At 60.2% G+C, this 21,831-nt stretch carries 20 protein-coding genes; 13 read left to right on the top strand and 7 right to left on the bottom strand.

Annotated features, from left to right (window positions below):
• Window positions 1-511: 511 nt before the first annotated feature.
• The 4 genes from ACVMB0_RS37685 (at window position 512) to ACVMB0_RS37670 (ending at window position 4,233) form a co-directional block, all read left to right on the top strand.
• Window positions 512-2,140, top strand: a complete 1,629-nt coding sequence (locus ACVMB0_RS37685; RefSeq protein ID WP_461349491.1) for an acyltransferase family protein — start codon at window positions 512-514, stop codon at window positions 2,138-2,140.
• Between the two features lie 222 nt (window positions 2,141-2,362).
• Entirely contained in the window at window positions 2,363-2,569 is a 207-nt protein-coding gene (locus ACVMB0_RS37680; RefSeq protein ID WP_050424578.1) for a cold-shock protein, read from the top strand.
• Window positions 2,570-3,145: 576 nt separating this feature from the next.
• Entirely contained in the window at window positions 3,146-3,562 is a 417-nt protein-coding gene (locus ACVMB0_RS37675; protein WP_461349490.1) for a hypothetical protein, read from the top strand.
• A gap of 482 nt (window positions 3,563-4,044) precedes the next feature.
• Window positions 4,045-4,233, top strand: coding sequence for a hypothetical protein (locus ACVMB0_RS37670; protein WP_461349489.1), 189 nt, complete (start codon window positions 4,045-4,047; stop codon window positions 4,231-4,233).
• Between the two features lie 457 nt (window positions 4,234-4,690).
• Here ACVMB0_RS37670 and ACVMB0_RS37665 read toward each other — a convergent pair whose 3' ends face one another.
• The gene (locus tag ACVMB0_RS37665) at window positions 4,691-6,439 is read right to left on the bottom strand and encodes an outer membrane beta-barrel protein (protein WP_461349785.1); all 1,749 of its coding nucleotides are present in this window, start codon (window positions 6,437-6,439) and stop codon (window positions 4,691-4,693) included.
• A gap of 385 nt (window positions 6,440-6,824) precedes the next feature.
• The gene (locus ACVMB0_RS37660) at window positions 6,825-7,337 is read right to left on the bottom strand and encodes a GNAT family N-acetyltransferase (RefSeq protein WP_461349488.1); all 513 of its coding nucleotides are present in this window, start codon (window positions 7,335-7,337) and stop codon (window positions 6,825-6,827) included.
• A gap of 121 nt (window positions 7,338-7,458) precedes the next feature.
• Between ACVMB0_RS37660 and ACVMB0_RS37655 the strand changes: the two genes are divergently transcribed.
• Genes ACVMB0_RS37655 through fabI form a run of 4 tightly spaced genes read left to right on the top strand, consistent with a single transcriptional unit; the run spans window position 7,459 to window position 12,669 of the window.
• Window positions 7,459-9,669: a DUF3141 domain-containing protein gene (locus ACVMB0_RS37655; protein ID WP_461349487.1), complete on the top strand. Its 2,211-nt coding sequence runs from the start codon at window positions 7,459-7,461 to the stop codon at window positions 9,667-9,669.
• A 17-nt stretch (window positions 9,670-9,686) separates the two neighbouring features.
• A complete protein-coding gene (locus ACVMB0_RS37650) occupies window positions 9,687-10,661 on the top strand; it encodes a phosphate acetyltransferase (protein WP_461349486.1) in 975 nt (324 codons plus the stop codon).
• 5 nt (window positions 10,662-10,666) lie between these two features.
• A complete protein-coding gene (locus ACVMB0_RS37645; protein ID WP_461349485.1) occupies window positions 10,667-11,881 on the top strand; it encodes an acetate/propionate family kinase in 1,215 nt (404 codons plus the stop codon).
• On the top strand, window positions 11,878-12,669 hold the full coding sequence (gene fabI, locus ACVMB0_RS37640) for an enoyl-ACP reductase FabI (RefSeq protein WP_461349484.1): 792 nt from the start codon (window positions 11,878-11,880) through the stop codon (window positions 12,667-12,669). The genes ACVMB0_RS37645 and fabI overlap by 4 nt, the downstream gene beginning before the upstream one ends.
• A gap of 16 nt (window positions 12,670-12,685) precedes the next feature.
• Here the strand turns inward: fabI and ACVMB0_RS37635 are convergent, their stop codons facing one another.
• From ACVMB0_RS37635 to ACVMB0_RS37625, 3 genes are read right to left on the bottom strand one after another with little or no spacing between them, the layout of a single operon-like run.
• Complete coding sequence (locus ACVMB0_RS37635) at window positions 12,686-13,144, bottom strand: MaoC family dehydratase (RefSeq protein WP_461349483.1); 459 nt, start codon at window positions 13,142-13,144, stop codon at window positions 12,686-12,688.
• A 33-nt stretch (window positions 13,145-13,177) separates the two neighbouring features.
• Window positions 13,178-13,828, bottom strand: coding sequence for a 3-oxoacid CoA-transferase subunit B (locus tag ACVMB0_RS37630; RefSeq protein WP_461349482.1), 651 nt, complete (start codon window positions 13,826-13,828; stop codon window positions 13,178-13,180).
• A gap of 3 nt (window positions 13,829-13,831) precedes the next feature.
• Window positions 13,832-14,479 (bottom strand): CoA transferase subunit A, encoded by a 648-nt coding sequence (locus tag ACVMB0_RS37625; RefSeq protein WP_461349481.1) that lies wholly within the window; start codon window positions 14,477-14,479, stop codon window positions 13,832-13,834.
• 122 nt (window positions 14,480-14,601) lie between these two features.
• Between ACVMB0_RS37625 and ACVMB0_RS37620 the strand changes: the two genes are divergently transcribed.
• Complete coding sequence (locus ACVMB0_RS37620; protein WP_461349480.1) at window positions 14,602-14,802, top strand: hypothetical protein; 201 nt, start codon at window positions 14,602-14,604, stop codon at window positions 14,800-14,802.
• 318 nt (window positions 14,803-15,120) lie between these two features.
• Here ACVMB0_RS37620 and ACVMB0_RS37615 read toward each other — a convergent pair whose 3' ends face one another.
• Window positions 15,121-15,444, bottom strand: a complete 324-nt coding sequence (locus tag ACVMB0_RS37615; RefSeq protein ID WP_461349479.1) for a hypothetical protein — start codon at window positions 15,442-15,444, stop codon at window positions 15,121-15,123.
• A 337-nt stretch (window positions 15,445-15,781) separates the two neighbouring features.
• On the opposite strand from ACVMB0_RS37615, the gene ACVMB0_RS37610 reads away from it, so the two are divergent.
• The 3 genes from ACVMB0_RS37610 (at window position 15,782) to ACVMB0_RS37600 (ending at window position 20,462) form a co-directional block, all read left to right on the top strand.
• Window positions 15,782-16,876, top strand: coding sequence for a type IV toxin-antitoxin system AbiEi family antitoxin (locus ACVMB0_RS37610; protein WP_461349478.1), 1,095 nt, complete (start codon window positions 15,782-15,784; stop codon window positions 16,874-16,876).
• Window positions 16,876-17,769: an antitoxin gene (locus ACVMB0_RS37605; RefSeq protein ID WP_461349477.1), complete on the top strand. Its 894-nt coding sequence runs from the start codon at window positions 16,876-16,878 to the stop codon at window positions 17,767-17,769. Before ACVMB0_RS37610 ends, ACVMB0_RS37605 begins: the two co-directional genes overlap by 1 nt.
• 569 nt (window positions 17,770-18,338) lie before the next feature.
• On the top strand, window positions 18,339-20,462 hold the full coding sequence (locus ACVMB0_RS37600; protein WP_461349476.1) for a prolyl oligopeptidase family serine peptidase: 2,124 nt from the start codon (window positions 18,339-18,341) through the stop codon (window positions 20,460-20,462).
• Between the two features lie 29 nt (window positions 20,463-20,491).
• Here ACVMB0_RS37600 and ACVMB0_RS37595 read toward each other — a convergent pair whose 3' ends face one another.
• Window positions 20,492-20,710 carry an Lrp/AsnC ligand binding domain-containing protein gene (locus ACVMB0_RS37595; RefSeq protein ID WP_461349475.1) on the bottom strand — a complete coding sequence of 73 codons (219 nt, stop codon included), beginning with the start codon at window positions 20,708-20,710 and terminating at the stop codon, window positions 20,492-20,494.
• Window positions 20,711-21,052: 342 nt separating this feature from the next.
• On the opposite strand from ACVMB0_RS37595, the gene ACVMB0_RS37590 reads away from it, so the two are divergent.
• On the top strand, window positions 21,053-21,772 hold the full coding sequence (locus tag ACVMB0_RS37590; protein WP_461349474.1) for an aspartate/glutamate racemase family protein: 720 nt from the start codon (window positions 21,053-21,055) through the stop codon (window positions 21,770-21,772).
• Window positions 21,773-21,831 lie beyond the last annotated feature (59 nt).

The following is a 21,831-nucleotide window of genomic DNA, read 5'->3' as shown; positions in this document are numbered from 1 at the left end:
CTGCACGCGAATCTCGTGTTGGCTGGCTGATGATAGCTCGCGGCTTTTCCGCGTGGGACGTGAACCGGTGCATGTATCCGTTGTGAGGCTGCCGGTGACGACAACCTGTTGCTTTGACCTTGGACTTTCATCGGGACCTTGCGCCCTAAGCTCCCTTCGCAGCGGAGCAAATTGGCTGGCGCAACCCATTCGGGAAGGCTTCCGGTGAGACAATGGCGCGGTTCAAGTATGACAGTCAGGGGACATAGCTTGGGCGAGAACCGGTCGGAATATGGACCTCGATCCGAGCAGCCCTACCAGAAGTCAGAGTTTCAGCGCTGGCCGGATACCCACTAAGCTGCACGGGCGCTCTTATCGCCGATTTGAGCGTCCGGAAGAGTTTGGCTGATCGCATGGCACGCTCGTGCGATGCGATCAGCCTTCCTGCCTTTAGCGGTGGGTTCAGCCGCCAGCCTTTGGTGCCATCGATCGCCAGGATTTGTACCCACCTCGCAAATGACGAGCGACATCGATGGTTAAGCAGATACCCGCGCTGACCGGTATCCGGTTTGTCGCGGCGGCAGCGGTCGCATTGTCTCACGGCGGCGGCGTGTTCTTGCAGGGACCGAGCCTCGGACTCGATATCAGCGTCGGGACACTCGGCCTGCTCGGAATGTCGGTCTTCTTCACACTGAGTGGGTTTGTCATTCAATATAACTATGGCAGCTCGATTGTGAGCAGCCCGCGGAAAGCGATCCCGGACTTTCTCGTGGCGCGCATAGCGCGAATCTATCCTCTGTTTGTTGTTCTCTTTCTCGTCGAATTGCTGACTGGACCGTTTGTCTGGCCGTGGCTCCTCGGAACCGAGGCGCCGGCCGAAGGATTCTCAACGCACCTTGTCCCGTTTCAACTCGGGATGGTTCAAACCTGGTTTTTCGCAAATATCGCCGGTGTAGCACCCGTCTGGCAGTACGAGGAGGTCGGCATCGTCTCCTGGTCGGTGAGCACCGAGTGGTTCTTCTATCTCGTTTTTCCGCTGGTTTGTCCTCTGCTTGCGCGGATCAGAACTGTGCCCGCCGCGGTTGTTTGCGCCGTCGGAGCCGTCGCAATCGAGCTTGGCATCGACCTTGCGGTGCTCATGCTGCAGGGCCGCATCAACCTGTTTGCGCTTCATGCCTATGGCACCGAGGCGGCTCTGCCGAACTGGAAGAACACGCTGATCCTCTGGATCGTCTACTTTTCGCCGTTTTGCAGGGTGTGGGAATTCGTGCTCGGCTGTTGCCTGGCACGGCTCCATGAAGTGTGGTCGGCGCAGGACTTCAGGCCGTCTCGTGCTCTGCTCGACATCGCGGCAATTGTTGGCCTCAGTGCGATCAGCTGGGTGTTCTGGTTTACCGCCCATAAGCCGCCATTTGAGGCTTCCATGAGCCTGTTCGATATTACACGCAACAATATCGCTCTCGCGGCGCCGGTTGCGCTCATCCTGGTCGCGGCGGCTCAGCCGAGCAGCACTGCAGGACGGCTGTTGTCAGCGAGGTGGCTTGTCTTTCTGGGTGAGGCCAGCTTTGCCCTTTATCTGATACACATCATCATCTTCCGGCGTTTTCCGGTGGTGCGTTGGGAAACGGTGAGCCAACTGCTTGGCCATCTCGGTGCGTTCGCTCTCGCTTTCGCCTTGGCGACTTGCGCCGCGATCCTTTTGCATTTCGGCTTCGAGGTACCGGCCCGCAGGCGAATTCGCGGCGCCTATCAGGCGGCCTCGGCGGGACAGCGCAGGCTCCTGGTGCGATTGGGAACTGTCGGCTTTGCCGCACTTGTTGGTGCGGCGGCCGCGTATGCACTGCGCGGTGCGGCCGGGAATGCCATTACGCAATCGGGTATTTCGGTTGTTTCTGGCACCTACGGCGGCAATTGCCGCTGGATGTCAGCGCGCGGCAACACCACGGATATGCTTGCAGAAGCGTGTAATGGTAAGAGCGAGTGTACGTTTCGTACAGATGCGGTGCGGATTTCTGATCCTGCTCCGGATTGCGCAAAGGAGCTTGCCGTCGCCTGGCTCTGCAAGGGAGAGCGCAGCATTCGCGCAAGCTTGGCTCCGGATGCGGATGCGACGTCGTCGGCTCTGCAGCTCTCCTGTAAGAAGGTGGCGCACGATGATTGAGCCGCAGGCTGAAGACCCATCCGAATCCCGATCCCCTAAAGCGAGCATCTCCGACGTCAGGGTGTTGCTACGGCCGCTGCACAAAAGAGTCAGCATCTCAGTTATCGGGCAGGAAAGTTGCGGACGTGACTGCCGCGGCGGACGAGCGTCGTTTTGCCGCCCACCTTGATGACTGCGAGACTCTTCGCTAGATCACGAAGGTTCACTGATGGAGATGCCGCCGTGGCAATGGGTATTGTGAAGTGGTTCAATTCCAGCAAAGGTTATGGCTTTATTCGGCCGGAGGATGGAAGTGCCGATGTGTTCGTACACATCAGTGCCGTGGAAAAGGCCGGTTACACCACCCTCGAAGAGGGGGCTCGGGTCAGTTACGAGCTCAAGGCCGGACGCTCGGGCAAGACGTCAGCAGAGGATCTTCGGGTTGGCTGATTGAAGTGCACCTCCGGGCTGCCTCCTGCAACCTATGATCTCGCACCTGTCCGGCGATGCCTTGTATATGGTGCGCCGGACCGTCCTTTGCGACCGTCGCTTCCGACTGAGGCTTTGCCGCAAGCCCATGGCAGCCTTCAATCAAGGCATCGCTCGCCGATGGCACGGCAAGTTCCGGATCTTGCCCTTGGTGCAGTGCGGACCTGACACGATAACCCCGGTGCCATGAAGGGTCCGAACCGTACGCTCTTGCCCAGCGGGCAGGAGGTGTACGCCGCCCATGGCCCACAGCAACTTGCTGCACGCCGTCGCTCACGGCTCAAAGCTTGTGTTGTCGCTTCTGCAGGAAACTTACCGAGGCGAGTTCGTCCGTTATGGACGATACGAGCCTGCGGCGCTGACATCCGTTCCCGCGCGAGGACCGTTCGCGCATGAGCCGGCGAGCGATTTCAGGAGGCGGCGCGCCGGGTTAGCCAAAATAGTTGAGGTTAACGGCGCCATGTTGTTGACGATGCAGCCTAGGCCTTGATCCACTGCAGGGGAACTGCACCGCACAGCCCATCGGAGACACGGCAAGTGTCCTTCCAGCTGACCGTCCTGAAAGTGCTGGCCGGTCAGTCCACCGGGCGGGCCTCCGTTGCCGAAGTCCGACGCGCCGTGGAGATCCTGATGAACAGCGGCCGCGACTGGACCGACCGCATGAAGCGGTTGGCCGAACATGCCCCGGATCTGAATATCTTTTCGGCGAAGTTTGTCTTTCGCGACGCTCTCGGCTGGGAAATCACGCAAGAGGGGCGGCAATTCCTCTCTGCGCTCGACAGGGCGGTCGCCGATCAAAGAGAGCTGCTTCGACCGACCATCGATCCCTCATCCAGCGAAGTCGCCGCGCAAGAGGTCGCGGATGCAACAAATTCGCTTATTCCTCCTCGCAGTCGCCATCAGAGCTCGCGGCGACGCCGCAGGAAAGGTCGATCCAGTCGGCGGACAGCATGAAGCAGGGGTGCCTTAACTGTCACCCGCACCGGGGGAGCGAGTCGCGCGGCACTTGACTTGGCAAAAATGCCATCGTTCTCGCGCAGCATCGATCAAATCTACATTTCACGCGGAACTATTGTCTTTTCCAGTTGGAGAAAGCTCTGCGCGTGATCCGTTGTTTGATCATGCCATGACAGATTTGGCCCTGTCACTGCTGGGCCTGGAGGCATCCGAGGAGAGGGACGAAGCGGAGCATTGAACGGCGATCTCTTCGCCGCGTTCTGAGCGGTTGACGGTGATCGTTCCGCCGAACAGGACTTGCTCGTGCAAAGTCATCTGGTTCAAAGGGCAAGGACGCCGTCCCGCTTGTTGCTGAATGAGGCGAGCGCAGTTGCTTTCTGACTAGGACCGCTGGAAAATTATCTTGGAGTGTAACCTCGGTCATATGCAGTCCCGCTTCTCGACTGGCATTAGCAGCGAGGGAATTTTGGTGGGATGTCATGGACGACGAGTTTTGCAGAGAGAGGGCGCGGGCCGTGCGGGAACTTGCCGAGCAAGCTGACCCGTTCATCAAGGTGCGTTTGTTGCAGCTGGCCGCCAATTACGAACGGCGTGTTGGTAAGCCAGAGAAATCAGCTCCAGATCGTGCTGACCGGCCGGCACAAGGGTCACCCATTCGCCCGTCCTAAAATTGAGAGATGGCTCGTACGAGTCACCTGGGTCGCGATCTTTTTCCGTGATGCGCGTATGCTGATCCTCGCAGCTGACCGCCAATCTCAAGGCGCCAGCTCGACAGGTCCAGCGGCTCGTCGAGGAGCTGAGAGCCCGGCCTAATTCGTACTGATATGCCGCCGCATCGACCCGGACGCTCCGGCCTCACAACGTCGGTCCCCGGCGCCGGCTTTCCGCCGTAGAATAATCGCCCCGTGCTCAGCGAATAGTGGGCTGCAATGTCTCGCCATAGACCGCAGCATCTTCGAACAATAACTCCATGCTAATCAATCGGACCCTCACTCATGCGCTCGACGCAGCGAAGCGCAAGCCCGACATATTAAGGGCCGGCGCCCATTCAGCCGCCGGCGTCGATGCTCACCAGCAGGCCTGCTGGTGAGGTAGTCTTGAGCTAGCCAAGATGGGGCTTTTCAGTCAAAACCTATAGGAGGCCTGAAAGAACGTACCCCAGCGGTCCATGCTGTACTTCGCAAATGCCGGCGGCCGGCCGACGCACGGGCTATCGCTACCTCTGCAAAGAGATTCGCCGTGTTTTGTGGTCCACATGGCCCAATAGCGGCCACCGACGCCGACGCTGATGTTGTTGGTGATGAAGTAGGACAAGATGCCTTCAATCTGCACGCCGCCGCCGCCATTGCCGCGTTGTTCAACAAAAGTGGTCAAGTCGCGCAAGAGGTGATAGTCGCGCCCCTTGAAATCGGTCCAGGGCAGGTACGCGACATCAGCGCTCACGCGCCAACGCTCGGTCAACATGGTTTCGGCGCTCATGCCGATCCGGGGCGCATTCCATTGAGTATCCTCGCCGCCGACGACCCTGTTGTCACCCGAGCTAAGACATGAAGCAAAAGGGTTTGCCATCTGCACGCATCCCCTCGAGTCCGAATTCTGGCCGTAATAGGTCCAGCCTACAAATCCGCCGACCTTGTAGTCGGTACCGCGCAAGAAATCGTAACCGACGTCGGCCGTGTAATACGTGAACCTTCCATTTGCTTGCCCTGATATTGTGTTGACATACAAGCCGCCCCAATCTTCGTCGTTCATGTTTCCTTTGTTGAACTGCCCGAGGCCAATATTGCTCTTCAGGAATACTCCCCAGGGGCTATCAAGGCGGCCGAATAACTCTCCCGAAAGTCCGTCCAGTCCATGATAAGTGAGTCTCGATGTGAGCATGCTGGGATCTTGAGACCAGCCATGGGGCACTGGACTGTGGTCCCATTGGAATCGTCCCCGACTGAGCCAGAGCCGGGAGCCGCCTTCGAATGACCAGCCGGTCACGTAGGGAATGGGCGGCACGCTGACGGGTGCCTTCGCGTATGGCAACGTATCGGACCATTGCGGCGCCCGTCGGTCGGCGTCGAAATGGTAGTTCAGACCAATCTTTCCGATGTGATAGCTGCTGGACAGATTGGTTGTGTTCGGCGGCAGAATTGCAGACGGGAACTGGACTGTCGCAGCCGTCGCGACACCTGGTCCGCCAAAATGCAGATAGTCATACTCAACATTCACCGACCATGCAGGTGTCAGGGCTCGCTCGACGCCCAGTCCGATGACGCCACCGAGGCGACCATAGTCGAAATGGGTTTTCTCCTGGGGCAAGCTGCCGCCTTCATGGTTGTTGACGACGTCGCCCCGATTGTTTTGCCAGGCAACGCCTGCCTTAAGGTAGGCAAGCGTGTGCCCGAGTGCGCCAAAGGCGTACCCGACGCGGCCGGTCCCGCTGGCAAAGAGGCTCGGACCTGCCTTGCAGTTTGCGCTGACGACGAAGCCCGAAGGGGCAAGGCACGTATTTGTGCCCTCGGAGACAGCGCCGCTAACATCGAGCTCGATGCCGAACACCCAGCCGCTGTTCTGCCAGTTGTAACCGATCTGGCCACCTGCGAGGAACGTCGGGGTATCGACGATGCCGCCATAGATTGATGAACCATACGGATTGCTAAAATCGGTTTGACCGTGTCCACCACCGACGTGTCCGCCAATGTAGCCGCCCGACCAATCCCAGACCGCCCTTGGCAGCGTCACTTCTGACCGGTGCGCCTTGGCTGCACCGCTTGCGACGAGCGCAACTGTCGTGGCCCCCCAAAGAAAAACTCGAGCTCGCATCAAAGATTGCCTGCACTTTCCCGGGCCACGAGCCCGCTCATTAAACATCGCCGCATGACAAATCGTCGGAGTAGACCAGACAGGCGGTAACGCATGGCGAGGTCGTCCCGAAGATCACCGCACGACGACCGGTGATGATGACCCGAACAAAGCAAACCGCACGCCAAACTTAATTCGCGTATTTCGAAGGAGATTCATAAAACTGTGTCGCGTCAGTTTCCTGACAATGATCTCACTTCCGACATCGAAGCATTCGGACGAGAAACATGGTCGAAGCAGAGCTTGTTGAAATCGCCATCCAAGGAGAAGCAGGGAGCACGAAGACGAACGCGCGGCGCTGAGCTTATTGCACGAGGATTCGGGCGGCGTTCGGTCGTGAAAGAACAGGCTAATTTACTACTTGGCAGAGCCTCGATCTCGAACCGCAGGGCGGGGAATTCCTGCCTCACTAGAGAGATAGAGCCAGGTGTACGACCTGTGGGTCCGGTCCGCGCCGGACCTGAAAACCGAACTTGGCGAAAACCCTTCGCATCGCCGTGTTCTCCGGCAGGACTTCAGCCATCAGCTCCTTGAGCTCAGCCTTGCGTGCCAGGATCGCAAGGTGGTGCATCAGCAAGGTGGCAACGCCCTGTCCCTGGTAGTCGTCGATCACCACGAAAGCGACCTCGGCTATCCCGGCGGTCGCGACGACATAGCGACCTCCGCCGATGATCACCTCGTGTCCATCCTCGTCAGTAAGCGCAACCAAAGCGACGTGGCTGGCGAAATCGATGTTCAGGAAGAAAGCGACCTCGCTCTCCGAGAAGCGGCGTTTGGGAACGAAAAAGCGACGTTGAAGCGATCGGTCGCCGGTCCGGCTGATCGCGGACAACATGTCGTCTTTGTCGTCGGGCCGTAAGGCACGGATGGTGACAGCTCGGCCATTGCGCAGACGTTCGTTCGCTGCATAATTTTCGGGCATCGGCGCGACCTGTCCTCCCGGGTCAAGGAAGAACGCAGGACCTCGATCGTGGCTTGACTTAAGTCAACGCCCCGGGCGGGCCAAGCGGTTCTATTCAGGCGTTGGCGGAAGGACCGAAACGATGTCGCTGGACAATCCGCAAATCCCGGGCGGCCCTATGTCAGGAGTCGTCGCCAAGGCCGTGGAATATATGGTGGACGCCGGGCAGCGGAGCGTTCTGCTATTAGACATCTTGCGCCAGCGCGGCGATCAGTATCGCGAGCACGTTGCTCAGACAGCACCCCACGTCCTGAGCTATGCCGCCGAGCTCATCCTGGATGGCCGCAAGCTGGAGCAGCCGGTCAACTATGCGTTGGTGCGCATAATTCCGCCAGAGGGCGTGGAGATCGACCTCGAGCGGCGGCCGTTCGTCGTCGTCGACCCGCGCGCGGGACATGGGCCGGGGATCGGTGGCTTCAAGGCCGACAGCGAGATTGGCGTCGCGATGAGGGCAGGGCATCCCTGCTACTTTATCGGTTTCCTGCCCGAGCCGATGCCGGGCCAGACCATCGAGCGAATAGCGCACGCTGAAGCCATCTTCATCGAAAAGGTGATCGAGCTGCATCCAGCAGCCGATGGCAAACCCTGTGTGATCGGGAACTGCCAGGCTGGATGGGCGATCATGATCCTCGCCTCGTTACGGCCGGAGCTGTTCGGTCCGGTGATCGTGGCGGGCGCGCCACTGGCCTATTGGGCTGGCGTGCATGGCAAATATCCGATGCGCTACTCCGGGGGGCTGCTCGGTGGCAGCTGGTTGACCGCGCTTTCCAGCGACCTCGGCGCGGGCAAGTTCGACGGTGCCTGGCTGGTGCAGAACTTCGAGAACCAGAATCCGTCGAACACGCTGTGGACCAAACAGTACAACGTTTATTCCAAGGTCGACACCGAGGCCGATCGCTATCTGGAGTTCGAACGGTGGTGGGGCGGGCACGTAAACCTCAACGCCGAGGAGATCCAGTTCATCGTCGATGAACTCTTCATCGGCAACAATCTGGCTGCCGGTCGCGTCACGATGTCCGACGGAACCGCAGTTGACCTGCGCAATATCCGGTCGCCAATCGTGGTGTTCTGCTCAAAAGGCGACAATATCACGCCTCCGCAACAGGCGTTGAACTGGATTCTGGATCTTTATGCGGATGTCGACGAAATCAGGGCCCATGGGCAGACCATCGTCTACACCGTGCATGAGACGGTCGGCCATCTCGGCATTTTCGTTTCCGGCGGAGTCGCCAAGAAGGAGCACGCAGAGTTCTCGAGCAACATCGACTTGATCGACGTGCTGCCACCGGGCCTCTACGAAGCCACATTCGAGGCGAGGGGAGCCGATACACTCAATGATGAGCTTGCTGTCGGGCAATGGGTGATGCGCTGCGAGGCCCGCACGCTGGACGACATCCGGGCAATGGGAGGGAATTCGCCCGAGGATGAACGGCGGTTCGAGACCGCAAAGCGTGTCTCGGAGATGAATCTCGCCGCCTATCGGAAATACCTGCAGCCATGGGTCAAATCGATGGTCACGCCGCAGATGGCGGAGATGATGCGTAATTGGCATCCGCTCCGCCTCCAATACGAGGCGTTCAGCAGCGAAAACCCATTGATGAAGATGGTCGAGAATGCCGCGGACAAGGCGCGCGACGCGCGCAAACCTGTCACCAAGGACAATCCGTTTTTGGCGTTCCAGGAGCAGATATCGAAGCAAATCGTCGGTTCTCTCGATCAGTGGCGTGACTCGCAAGAGGCGCTCAGCGAAGCGATGTTCCTTGCGATCTACGGTTCGCCCGCATTGCAGGCGGCAGTCGGTGTTGATCCGCAGGCGATACCCTCACAACGGCGCGAGATGGATCCAAGACACCGCGAGCGTCTGCAAGCCCGCGTCGCGGAATTATCGTCGAAAACGGGCTCCGGCGGCCTCCGAGAGGCCGGCGTTCGCGCCTTGGTCTATGTCGGATCGGCCCGTGGCATGGTCGACGAGCGCAGCCTTGAGGCGTTGCGGCGTCTTCGGCGAAGCGACGAGTCCGGGCGGATGACGCTCGCGGAATTCAAGAAGTTGGTGCGCGAGCAGTTCTTCATGCTGCTGCTCAACCGGGATGCCGCACTGGCGGCCATTCCAAAACTCCTGCCTGACAACATGGACGAGCGCCGCAGGGCGTTTGCTGCCATCCAGGAGGTGTTGTCGGCCAGCGCGGACATATCCGGCGAGGTGGCCAGGCGGTTGAAACAGGTCGCCGGGCTGTTCGGGCTCGACGGCCAGGGCAACACGGTCCCTTTCGATCCAAAGGCCCGGGCCTCATAGCTACTCGGAGCAGAGCAATGGATGTCACGGCAGCCGGAACGAGCGAAAACCGACCGGGATCGAAGTACGATCGCTTGATCACGACGGCGAAGGGAGTTCCGTCGGTTTCCACCGTCGTCGTGCATCCTTGCGACGAAAGCTCGCTGCGCGGTGCGATCGATTCCGCGCAAGCCGGGATCATCAAGGCGATCCTTGTCGGCCCGGCGGCACGGATTCGGGATATGGCAGCGAAGCACGACCTGGACATCTCCGATTACGAGATTGTCGATACGCCGCCGACGGAAGCCGCCGCGGCGGCCAGAGGCGTCGAGCTGATCCATGAGGGCCGGGGCGAGGTCCTGATGAAGGGGAGCCTGCACACCGACGAACTGATGCGCAGCGTGACAGCCAAGGTCGGCGGTCTCCGCACCGACCGACGCATCAGTCATGTGTTCGTCATGGATGTGCCGGCCTACGCCGATACGGTGTTCGTTACCGACGCCGCCATCAACATCTTCCCGGATCTCGACGGCAAGCGCGACATCATCCAGAACGCTGTCGACCTCTACAATCAGGCCGGTTTCGGTACCACGCCGCGCGTCGCGATCCTGTCGGCTGTCGAGACTGTGACGTCGAAGATCCCGTCAACCATCGAAGCGGCTGCGCTTTGCAAGATGGCGGACCGCAAGCAGATCACCGGCGCTCTGCTCGACGGCCCGCTCGCCTTTGACAATGCGATCGACATGGAGGCGGCGCGGATCAAGGGCATCAAGTCGGAGGTTGCGGGCAGGGCGCAAATCCTGGTCGTGCCCGACCTCGAGTCTGGCAATATGCTGGCGAAAAATCTGGCCTATTTTGCCAAGGCGGACGGCGCCGGCATCGTGCTCGGCGCTCGTGTGCCGGTCGTGCTGACCTCGCGCGCCGACTCCGCGCGGTCCCGAATGGCTTCAGCCGCAGTAGCGGCGCTCTATGCGGATGCGCGACGCCGCAGCGCGCCCATCGCCGCTGCGTGACCGCCATGGATACGATCCTCGTCGTCAATGCCGGCTCCTCCAGCGTGAAGTTTCAGGTCTTCGCGGTGGAAGGCGAGGGCAGGCTTCGCCGGCAGCTGAGAGGCCAGATGGACGGGATCGGCAGCCGGCCGCGGCTGCGTGCTAGCGGTCCGAGTGGCGAGCCTGTTGCCGACCGTGCCTATCCGATCGAGACGGTCGCCGATGTTCCGACCGCCATGTCGGTCGCCGGCGCCTGGCTGAGAGACGAGCTCAACATCAAACCGGTCGCCGTCGGCCATCGCGTGGTGCACGGCGGCCCGGATCATGCGCGCCCGGTGCTAATCGATCCCGCGGTCGTGACCCGGCTGGAACGCTACGCGCCGCTGGCGCCGTTGCACCAGCCGCATAATCTGGCGCCGATCAAATCGCTGCTCACCAATTTCCCTGGCCTGCCCCAGGTCGCCTGCTTCGATACAGCATTCCACCGAGACCATCATCCTCTGGCTGACCATTACGCCGTTCCGCATGCGCTCTACGACGAAGGAATCAGGCGCTACGGCTTCCACGGCCTGTCCTACGAATACGTATCCAAGCGGCTGCCACAGGTGGCTCCCGAGATTGCCGGCGGACGAATCATCGTCGCCCATCTCGGCAGCGGGGCCTCGATGTGTGCGATCAAGGCAGGCAAGAGCGTCGAGAGCACAATGGGATTCACCGCCCTCGACGGTCTCGCGATGGGAACGCGGCCCGGCCAGATCGATCCTGGCGTTGTCCTGTACATGATCGCCCTGAAGGGAATGTCGGTCTCGCAGGTTCAGGATTTCCTGTACCGCGATTGTGGCTTGAAAGGCCTGTCCGGTGTCAGCAACGACATGCGCGAGCTCGAGGCCAGCGCCGACCCGCGCGCTGCATTCGCGATCGACTATTTCGTTTATCGCATCGGCCTCAACGCCGGCATGCTGGCAGCCGCGATGGAGGGACTCGACGGCTTCGTCTTCACGGCGGGTATCGGCGAAAACTCCGTTTCGATCCGCGGCCGGGTCGCCGAGAGGCTGGCCTGGCTCGGCGCCGCCCTCGATCCGGTCGAGAATGCCAAGCATGCGACCCGGATCTCGCGGTCTGACAGCCGCATTCCCGTCTACGTCGTACCGACCGATGAAGAGTTGATGATCGCGCAGCATACGCTGACGCTGCTCATGAACCAGCAATCGCCAAACCCGAACCGCGAGAGAGTGTCATGACCATCCCGGTATTTCCCGAGACCAAGGTTGCGCTGAAAGGCAAGAAGGGGTTGATCGTCGGCATAGCCAACGACCAGTCGATCGCCTGGGGGTGCGCCAAGGCGTTCCGGGCGCTCGGCGCCGAGCTCGCCGTCACATATCTGAACGAGAAGGCCAAGAAGCACGTCGAACCGCTGGCCAAGGCGCTGGAATCGCCGATTTTCATGCCGCTCGACGTGATGGTCGAAGGAGAGACCGAGAAGGTGTTCGAGCGGATCGAGAAGGAGTGGGGCCAGCTTGATTTCCTGCTTCATTCGATCGCCTTCTCGCCGAAGGGCGCTTTGCATGGCCGCGTCGTCGACGTCGATCGCGAGGGCTTTCAGAAAACGATGGATGTGTCTTGCTGGTCGTTCCTCCGGATGGCCCATCTGGCCGAGCCGTTGATGAAGAACGGCGGCACGATCTTCACCATGACATATTACGGCAGCCAAATGGTGGTGAAGAACTACAATGTCATGGGTGTCGCGAAGGCCGCTCTCGAGGCCGCGGTACGCTACGTCGCAGCCGAGCTCGGGCCGAAAGGCATTCGGGTTCACGCTATTTCGCCCGGTCCGCTCGCCACGCGCGCGGCGTCCGGTATCCCTGAATTCGACGAGCTGATGGACAAGGCTCAGTCGCAGGCGCCGACGCGCAGCTTCGTCAGCATCGACGACGTCGGCAACGCCACGGCATTCCTGGCTCTCGACGGTGCAAAACTGATCACCGGCAGCGTGCTCTATATCGATGGCGGTTACCACATCATCGACTGAGCCGCACTGTGACGGTTCAGGCGTTGTGCAGACCGATGACTTCCGCGACGCAGGCAGGGCGGGTACCGCCCTCCATCTCGATCACCACGCGGTAATGAACCCTCAGGCCGTTCGGCGGCACGTCTTCGGCTTCCGCAATGCCGACGCGCCCACGCAGCTTTGATCCAGCCGGAACAGGCGCCAGATAGCGGATCCGGTCCGCACCATAGTTGAGCGTGTTCTTCAATCCCTTCAGGCCCATCACCGAGCGAATGAACATCGGGGTCAGGCTGAGCGACAAGAGGCCGTGGGCGATGGTCTTGCCTCCGGGCATCTCTGCCTTCGCGCGTTCTTGGTCGACGTGAATCCACTGCTCGTCGCAGGTCGCATCGGCGAATTTGTTGATGCGTTCCTGGGTGATCTCGATCCATTCGCTGACGCCGACTTCGGTGCCGACCGCAGACTTGAGTTCGCCAAATCCGTTGAAGATCCGCATGGTCCTGCTCGCTTTGTTCTGGCTCGCTTTCCGTCACAATGCCATTTCGGAAACGGCATCGGGAATTGCGAGTTCGGCCTCGGTGACGGCCAGCACTTCGGCGACCGTCAGACCCGGCGCGGTTTCGAGGAGGGTCGCCTTGCCACCCGGAAACGCGATGACCGCCATATCGGTCACGACAAGGTCAACCGGCCGCGCCGATGTCAGCGGCAGGTTGCATTTGGCCACGATCTTCGACTTTCCCTTGGCCGCATGTTGCATGGCGACGATGACGCGCTTGGCACCGCTGACGAGATCCATGGCGCCGCCCATGCCTGGCACCATTTTGCCCGGGATCATCCAGTTAGCGAGATGCCCGGTGGCGTCGACCTGCAGGCCGCCCAGTACCGTGATGTCGACATGGCCGCCACGGATCAAGCCGAACGACATCGCACTATCGAAGGTGGCCGCGCCCGGCAACGCACTGATCGGCTTGCCGCCGGCATCGGTCAGCAGTGGATGGGCCATACCCTGTTCGGGGATTGGGCCGGTGCCGATCAAGCCGTTCTCGGACTGGAAGAACACGTTGAGCCCTGCAGGAACGTAGTTCGCAGCCAGGGTCGGAATCCCGATGCCGAGATTGACGAGGTTACCCGGCCGCAGTTCCTTCGCTACGCGACGCGCAATGATGGTTTGTGCATCCATGGCTCACCCGTTCGCAACGAGATAGTCGACCAGTGGTCCCGGCGTGATCACGTGATCCGGAGCAATCACGCCGACCGGGACAATGTGCTCGGCGGTCACGATCACCGTGTCCGCCGCCATCGCCATGACCGGGTTGAAGTTTCGCGCAGTGAGGGCATAGGACAGGTTGCCGGCGTAGTCGGCCAGGAAGGCGTGGACGAGCGCGAAATCGGCGCGCAGCGCGGTCTCCAGCAGATACGGCTTGCTGTCGACTTCGATCTTCTGCTTGCCTTCCTCGACAAGCGTGCCGACGCCGGTGGGCGTCAGGACGCCGCCAAGACCGCAGCCGCCGGCGCGGATCCGTTCGACGAAGGTGCCCTGCGGAATAAGGTCGACCGTGATCTGCTTGCCCAGCATCTGTTGCTGCGCTTTGGGATTCAGCCCGATATGGGTGCCGATCATGCTCGAAACCTGGGCGCCGTCGAACAGCTTGCCGACACCCTTGCCGGGTGTGGCCGCATCATTGCTGATGAGGGACAGACCCGATTTCTTCTGTCGGACCAGTTCGTCCAGCAGGCGCTCCGGCGTGCCCACGCCCATGAAGCCGCCGACCATGATGCGCGCGTTGTTCGGGATCATCGCAACGGCTTCTTCGGCAGACACGGCCTTCATGATTCGGCTCCGGCAATCGATCCGAGGCGGGATGTTTCAGCGAACATGTCGTTTGGCATGGTGCTTACCTTGATCTGGGTCAAGGCCCCCGTCATTCGTCGTCTGCGCGGTGGCTAATCCCAATGCCGTCGAGCATCTCCGCCCCACAATTTGCGCACCTGTCGATGCCGACCGTTTACGGCCGCGCTAACGGCGTCGCGGGCGGGCTTGAGATCGTCACCTTTCAGAAAATGGATCTGGGCCTGGATCAGGCGGCTGCTTGCAAATTCGATCCGGCGCAAACCGGCGACAAATGGATCATCTGCAGACGCTTCGACGAGTAGGAGGGCGGCCGGCCGGATGAAGCGATCGAGAAATCAGCTTGAGCAGTCGTTGGCTAATGTTCCGGCCTGCATGATCGGAATCAAGGCTGTTCGAAGTGGGACGCTGGATGAGCGCACGCGCAAAGCGAGGTGGTAAAGATCGTGCCAGTGAAGCCGTTTTACCGGCCATAGTGGGCGCTCACCCGGCCCACGCGGGGTAATTGATTTCTGTCGCTGTCATTGCCGCGCAATCCTAACCGAGAAACAGTCCCGGCATCCAGCGGGACACGAGCCGCGCTGGGAAGGCGAGATGTAACGGCGCTCGCGGACTCTCGGAGGTTAGATTTTCGCTTCAAGGAGGGCCGATGTAACCCTGCGGGCGCTGCGCTCGCTTGTTTGCAGTAAAGCAGCGACATCGCCGCGCGGAAGTTCACCACGGAAGAGGATCGCTTCCAAAATAGCTCCTGATTTTTGGAGCAGGCGGTCGACCCGTGTTTCTTCTTCGGCCCAGATCAGGATGCGGTTGCGGAGCTGATCGGGTTGCAAGAGTCCTTGCATGAAGGTGACCTGATCGATGCAGGTCTGCAGAAAGAAGATTGCGAATTTCGCCAATGCTTCTCCACTTAGCGTGCCGCGACCGTCGAGATCGTTGCGGCGCTGCATATCGCTAGCCGTAAGGTGTTGCTTGTAGGCCTCGTTGCAGGCAGGGCCGCGCGCTTTGCGGCGGCCCGCACCACTCCCAGCCTTCCGGCCTTGACGGCCACACCCCGCCAAAGGGGCTATCCAGCGGGTTTGCTGCGCAAACCCGCTTTCCAAAGAAAGCGCCTAAGCAGTCGGATCGAAACCGCAAGGGCTGGTTCCATCCCCTTGGACGAGTTCTAACCAGTAAATACGCAATTTTTGTTATCCTTCCCATCTTCGATGGGCAGTAAATAAGGCCGTACTAGCAAATATTCAGCCTTTCTGATATATTTACTGCGCAGCAAAAAGGGCGGCTTTCATGGTCGATTGGCAGGAAACGGAGAAGACGGTTGTCGACAAGCTTCTGAAGACACTTCAGGAGCTTCCGGCTGCCGACGCTCATCTCCAGAGCAGCCAATGGACTTTCTCCAACAAGCGAGCGCCGATAGACGCCGAAATCGATCTCAGCATCTCCAATCAAAACCTCACGATGCTCGTCGAGGTCAAAAAATCCGTCTTCCCACGGGATACGCGCGAAGCGGTTTGGCAACTTCAGGAGTACGCCCGCCGCCTGGGCAGCGCCGCCCACGTCGTCCCCCTTCTTGCCGCTGAATACATATCCCCCGGCTCGAAGGAATTTCTGCGACAGGAAAATATCGGCTATTTCGATATGGGCGGAAGTCTCTTTATTCCCGCGCCCGGAGCCTATGTCCTGATCGATAAACCCGCGCCGAAAAATCTAGCGCGGTCGGTGACCACCGTCTTTAAAGGCAAACGCTCCCAAATCCTCCGCGTCCTCCTCCACGACCCTCAGCATTGGTTTAGCGTGAAAGCGCTCTCGGAAACGGCCCGCGTGTCGCCCGCCACCGCCTCGGAAACGTTGATCAAGCTGGAACGGTTCGAATGGCTGGCTGCGCGCGGCCAAGGCCCCTCCAAGGAGCGCCAACTTATTGCGCCGCGAGCGCTGCTGGACGAATGGAAAAAGCAAATCCTCGCCGGCGCGAAGCCGAAAGTGCGCCGCTATTACGTGCCCAACGCGACGAACGAGGACACATTTATTGGCCGGATGGACACGGCTTTCGCGGATGCTGGCGTCGAATATGTGCTTACTCAAGAATCCGCCGCCCAACGTTACGCGCCCTTCCTTTCCTCCCTGTCACGCGTATCCTGCCGCGCGGCATCCGCGCGTGTTGCGGCAAATGCTTTAGGCAAGCTCGGGGCCAAGGAGGTTTCCGAGGGCGCAAATTTCATTATGATCGAGAACCTCGCCGAGGAGGGGCCCTTCCTGTTCAAGGAGCGTCATGGCCCGGCGTGGCTCGCTAGCCCGGTCCAAGTTTATCTTGATTTGCTGATCGCGGGTGGGCGGGCGCAGGAAGCGGCTGAACACCTTCGCAATGAAAGAATAGGTTTCTAGTGGCCAAGCCCGAAACCGCTGGCGGATATGAAAAGCAAGTCACGGAAAACTGCGAGCGGCTGCTCGTCACGCTGATGCGCAATCTCGGACCGTGGAAGAAATCCGGTTACCTCGTCGGAGGGCTCACGCCGCGCTACCTCGTCACGAAGCCGCCGGCCGTCAAACAGCATGCCGGCACGGGCGATGTCGACGTCGTTGTCGAGCAGCAGGTGCTCGCCGACACGGAGGCCTACCGGACCCTTGAGGAAAATCTCAAGAAGATGGGATTCACCCGCGCCACGAACGACAAGGGGCAGCCGCTGTCCTGGCGCTGGCAAGCCAAGACCGAATCCGGCGGCTCAATCATTCTGGAATTCCTTGCCGACGATCCCAAACGTGGCGGCGAGAAAGTCGCGCCGCTGCCCGCGGAAGGCGGGAATATCTCCGCGTTGAACGTTCCGCACGCCTCGCTCGTGTTCGATTATTACGAGGTCAAGGAGATCGCCGCGGATTTGCTTGGCGGCAAAGGCGTGGCCACCGAAGAAGTCCGCCATGCGGATATCGTGAGCTTCACCTGCCTCAAAGCTTACGCACTGGATGATCGGCACGAGCGCAAGGACGCTCATGACATCGTCTATTGTCTGGAAAACGTCGAGGGCGGCGTTGAACAAGCGGCCGAGAAGTTCAAGCAGGCGATGACCGGCAAGCATGCGGACGTGATCAAGGAAGTCTTGGCGATCCTGCGCAAGCATTTCGTGACGGTCGACAAAACGGAAGGCTATCGCAAGGACGGTCCCGTCGCCGTGGCTCAGTTTGAAGTCGAAGGCGACGACGAGGAACCGCGCGAGCAACGGGCGCTGCGTCAGCGCGTTGCAAGTGATGTCGTGACGCGCTTCGTGGAAGCTGTTGGCTAGAGTCTCTTCGTGCGAGGCATCAGCGGCAATTGCGGCGTCCAACAAACGGATAACAAAGCGTACAACAATCGCGTGTTTGTTGATCGGCGCAGTTTTTTAAGTAATTGAATCTGCGAGCGGATTCGTGTAGTTTGTTTTCTGTTCAGGGCGCTCTTCCTCATCGCACGATGCCCGCTCGCAAGTCACGCCGCCAACACGCAGGCGGCCAAGAGCTCGCGCCCTTCGTCCGAACGCAAGCGAGAAGCAGCCCCGCCGCGACATCGCACCGCCGATGTGGTTTCCGTGGCCGAACCAGCGGCCCAAAGGGCAGGAGAGGTTGTCTGATGCCGAACCGTTGCCCGGCGGACACCTGATTGTCAGCTTCAGACCCAATGTTGGGAAGCTGACCTGGCGATGCGGTACGACGCGTCAGAAATTCGCTGTTTTTCCAGACGGCACGCTGCTTGCACAGTCGAGGTGCGGGCGGCGCGACATAGCGCGTGCACGCTCGCAACACGAATTTCGCGATTGTCGCCGAGTCGCAAGAACCTGCGGGCTCGCCCTGTGCGTGCCCGTTCGAGGATAAGACAATGAAAAAATCCGTTCTGCGCGCCGGGTTGCTCTCGATCATATGTCTGACAGTCGCGCTGCTCCACGGGCAGTCTGGTGCGACGCCGGCAGACGATCCGTTTCTCTGGCTCGAGGAGTCCGAGGGGCCGCGCGCATTGGCCTGGGCGCAGGCCGAGAACGAAAAGACGCTCGGCTCGCTGCAGTCGGATCCTCGCTATGATCGCTTTTATCGGGACGCCCTAACCATCCTCCAGGAAAAGCACCGGATTCCGTACGTTTCGCTGGAAGGACGAGGTCTCGATAACTTCTGGCGGGACGAGAGCCATGTGCGTGGCATCTGGCGGCGTACCACCCTTGAGAGCTATCGCAGCGAGGATCCGCGATGGGAGACCATCCTGGACATCGATGCGCTCGCTGCCGCCGAGAACAGGGACTGGGTCTACAAGGGGCACAGCTGCTTTGGACGCCGCTGCCTCGTCGAACTTTCCGATGGTGGCAAGGACGCCGTATCCATACGCGAGTTCGATCGCCACGCCAAAAGCTTTGTTACAGGTGGATTCGAGCTGCCAGAGGGCAAGCAGAGCGTCAGCTGGCTCGATCGTGACACAGTCCTTGTTGCACGTGATTGGGGCGAGGGGACCACGACCGAGGCCGGCTACGCTTTCGTTTTGAAGGAACTCAAGCGCGCTCAGCCGCTCGATCAGGCGCGCGAAGTCTTTCGTGGCGAGCGCACCGACTTCGAAATTGTGCCATTGGTGCTTGGTGAAGGGCGGATCCATGTGACCGGCGTCGCCCGTCGGATCAACGGCTTCGAGCGCAAGCATGTGCTGTTTGGGCCTACGGGGCCGATCGAGCTCGATCTGCCGAAGAAGTCGGCGATCGTCGGCATCGTGAGTGGCCGCCTGCTTGTGAAACTGGACGAAGACTGGATGCGCAGCGGCGAGAGCAGCTTCAAGGCCGGCTCAATGATCTCGTATGACTTCGTCGAATGGAAGCAGGATCCGCTGCGGGCCAAACCATCTGTCGTTTTCCGGCCCAATTGCCGGCAGGCACTCCGCGGATTTGGCAGCAACAGGAATGTCCTGGTGCTGACGATTTTGGACAATGTTCAAAGCAAGGCATTCATATACAGGTACGATCAGGGCAGATGGCATGCCAAGTCGATCCCGCTGCCGGAGAATGTGAGCGTCAGCCTATCAGCCGTTTCCCAGCAAGCGGACGAGATGATGTTTAGCGTCTCTGACTATCTCGCGCCAACGTCACTTTGGTACTTTGATGCCAAAAGCAAACGGCTCGAGCTCTTGAAGACAGCACCTACCGCGTTCGACGCATCGAAGCATGTCGTCGAGCAGTGCAAGGCAACTTCCCGCGATGGTACGCAAATTCCGTACTTCCTGGTGCGACCAAGGAGCGCAAGATTCGACGGGTCAACCCCGACGCTGCTTTATGGTTATGGTGGGTTTCAGGTTCCGCTTCTCCCTTCCTATGCAGGAACTGTGGGTCGGCTATGGCTCGAACAGGGGAATGCGTATGTTGTTGCCAACCTGCGCGGAGGCGGCGAGTTCGGTCCACCATGGCACCAGGCTGGCCAGGGGGCAATGAAGCAAAAGACATGGGATCATTTCATCGCGGTCGCCGAGGATCTGATTCGCCGGAAAGTCACAAGTCCGCGCCGGCTCGGCGTGATCGGTGGCAGTCAAGGGGGCCTGCTGGTCGGGGCCGCAATGACCCAGCGCCCAGACCTTTTCAACGCGGCGATCATAGAGGTGCCGCTGTTCGACATGCTTCGATTCACCCACTTGGGCGCCGGCGCGTCCTGGACTGCCGAGTATGGCGACCCGGCCATTCCCGAACAACGAGAGTGGATCGAGGGCTACTCGCCCTATCAAAAGCTGGTACCGGGCAAGCACTACCCGGAGCCTTTCATTTTTACCTCCACCAAAGACGACCGCGTCCATCCTGCGCATGGCCGCAAGGCCGCCGCGAAGCTTGCTGCGCTTGGCCAACCTTATTTTTACTTTGAGGACCCCGATGGGGGGCACAGCGCCGCAGCCAATCTCATCGAACATGCGCGAAATTTGGCTCTGGAATATACATACGCATCCAGGCGGCTTTCGTCCGAGCCACGAGGAGCCGCACCCTAAGCATAGGTCGACGGCCCTGTGGACCTAGCTCAGCTCTTCATGCTGGTGAACGAGCTGACGTCAGCAAAGTCGAGACTGGCGATCAGCTTCTTGTAAACTGCATCATAGACCTCTAGAGCCGGCACCACGAGGCGGAGCAGACTGTCGGTTCCGCCGATTAAGCGAGAGGCTTCGAGGATTTTCGGAATTTGCGCAACGGCACGACGGAAATCATCCAGCCAGCCATCGAGTTGCGCGACGGCGCACACCTATGAACACACTCATCACTACGTTGGCTTTGCGTCAGTCGACCAGGGCGACGCGCCGATCAGACCGTTGTCCTCCACGGTGTTTGATGCACCGCCAACAGGCGGACACCGAAAGATCGCTCAATCCGGCAAGCGTCGTCACGGGGGCGTTGCGTCGAACTGCAACTTGTCCAGAATCGTTCCGACGACGGCATGCCCTTTCAGCCGGCTTCGCAGCTCGGGTGAGAAGAGTTTTGCCATCGATTTGCATTTTCCAGAGAGATTGCGCCAAACAACTTCGAGATTTATCCCGCGAAAGCGCGGTACGCCGGTGTCGCCTTCGCATCAAGTGGAGATCGTAAAGTGCAGCGAACCATCGGGCTGATCGGAGGGATGAGCTGGGAAAGCACGGTCATCTATTACAAGGAAATCAATGAAATCGTCCGTCAGCGCCGCGGCGGTCTCGCGTCGGCAGACATCTTGCTTCGCTCTGTTGACTTCGGCGATATCGTCGCCCTTCAGAAGGCGGGAGAATGGAGACGAGCCGCTGCTTATCTGGCGAGAATCGCGCGGCAGTTGGTCGATGCAGGCGCCAGCTGCATCCTGATCTGCACCAATACGATGCATGCGATTGCCGACATCGTTGCTGCCGAGCTGAGTGTGCCGCTCATCCACATCGTCGATGTGACCGCTGCGGCTCTGCTCGCCGCTTTCGTCAAGCGGCCACTCTTGCTCGGGACACGCTATACGATGGAGCAGCCGTTCTATTGTGATCGCCTGCGGCAGCGGTTCGGCCTGTCGCCGGTCATACCGGCGGAGGACGAGCGGAGGCTGATCCACGATGTCATTTTCGAGGAGCTGTGCTGCGGCACGGTTTCCGATCACTCGCGCCAGGAAGTTATCGACATCATTGCGCGAGGTCGCGCCCGGGGCGCCGACGCGCTCATCCTTGGCTGCACGGAGATCGGTCTTCTCATCGGTCCCGAACATACACAATTGCCGGTGTTCGATTCGGCGAGGCTGCATGCCAGGGCGGCAGCTGATTTTGCAGAGGGCAGCGGTCGGCTCATGTCGCCTCCCTAAGCGCGCAGCGACGATCGCATCGCTGATCGACGTCTGATCTCGTCCTCGGTGAGGCCACC

This window comes from Bradyrhizobium sp. USDA 4451 (assembly GCF_054822585.1).
The sequence above is the reverse complement of the archived record's forward strand: the minus strand, read 5'-3'. Positions and strand labels throughout refer to the sequence as shown.

Bases quoted from the DNA above. Each gene is read 5' to 3' on its own strand.
- ACVMB0_RS37685 (WP_461349491.1), top strand. From the start codon at position 512: ATGGTTAAGCAGATACCCGCGCTGACCGGTATCCGGTTTGTCGCGGCG.
- ACVMB0_RS37670 (WP_461349489.1), top strand. From the start codon at position 4,045: ATGGACGACGAGTTTTGCAGAGAGAGGGCGCGGGCCGTGCGGGAACTT.
- ACVMB0_RS37660 (WP_461349488.1), bottom strand. From the start codon at position 7,337: ATGCCCGAAAATTATGCAGCGAACGAACGTCTGCGCAATGGCCGAGCT.
- ACVMB0_RS37655 (WP_461349487.1), top strand. From the start codon at position 7,459: ATGTCGCTGGACAATCCGCAAATCCCGGGCGGCCCTATGTCAGGAGTC.
- ACVMB0_RS37650 (WP_461349486.1), top strand. From the start codon at position 9,687: ATGGATGTCACGGCAGCCGGAACGAGCGAAAACCGACCGGGATCGAAG.
- ACVMB0_RS37645 (WP_461349485.1), top strand. From the start codon at position 10,667: ATGGATACGATCCTCGTCGTCAATGCCGGCTCCTCCAGCGTGAAGTTT.
- fabI (WP_461349484.1), top strand. From the start codon at position 11,878: ATGACCATCCCGGTATTTCCCGAGACCAAGGTTGCGCTGAAAGGCAAG.
- ACVMB0_RS37635 (WP_461349483.1), bottom strand. From the start codon at position 13,144: ATGCGGATCTTCAACGGATTTGGCGAACTCAAGTCTGCGGTCGGCACC.
- ACVMB0_RS37630 (WP_461349482.1), bottom strand. From the start codon at position 13,828: ATGGATGCACAAACCATCATTGCGCGTCGCGTAGCGAAGGAACTGCGG.
- ACVMB0_RS37625 (WP_461349481.1), bottom strand. From the start codon at position 14,479: ATGAAGGCCGTGTCTGCCGAAGAAGCCGTTGCGATGATCCCGAACAAC.
- ACVMB0_RS37620 (WP_461349480.1), top strand. From the start codon at position 14,602: ATGCCGTCGAGCATCTCCGCCCCACAATTTGCGCACCTGTCGATGCCG.
- ACVMB0_RS37615 (WP_461349479.1), bottom strand. From the start codon at position 15,444: ATGCAGCGCCGCAACGATCTCGACGGTCGCGGCACGCTAAGTGGAGAA.
- ACVMB0_RS37610 (WP_461349478.1), top strand. From the start codon at position 15,782: ATGGTCGATTGGCAGGAAACGGAGAAGACGGTTGTCGACAAGCTTCTG.
- ACVMB0_RS37600 (WP_461349476.1), top strand. From the start codon at position 18,339: ATGAAAAAATCCGTTCTGCGCGCCGGGTTGCTCTCGATCATATGTCTG.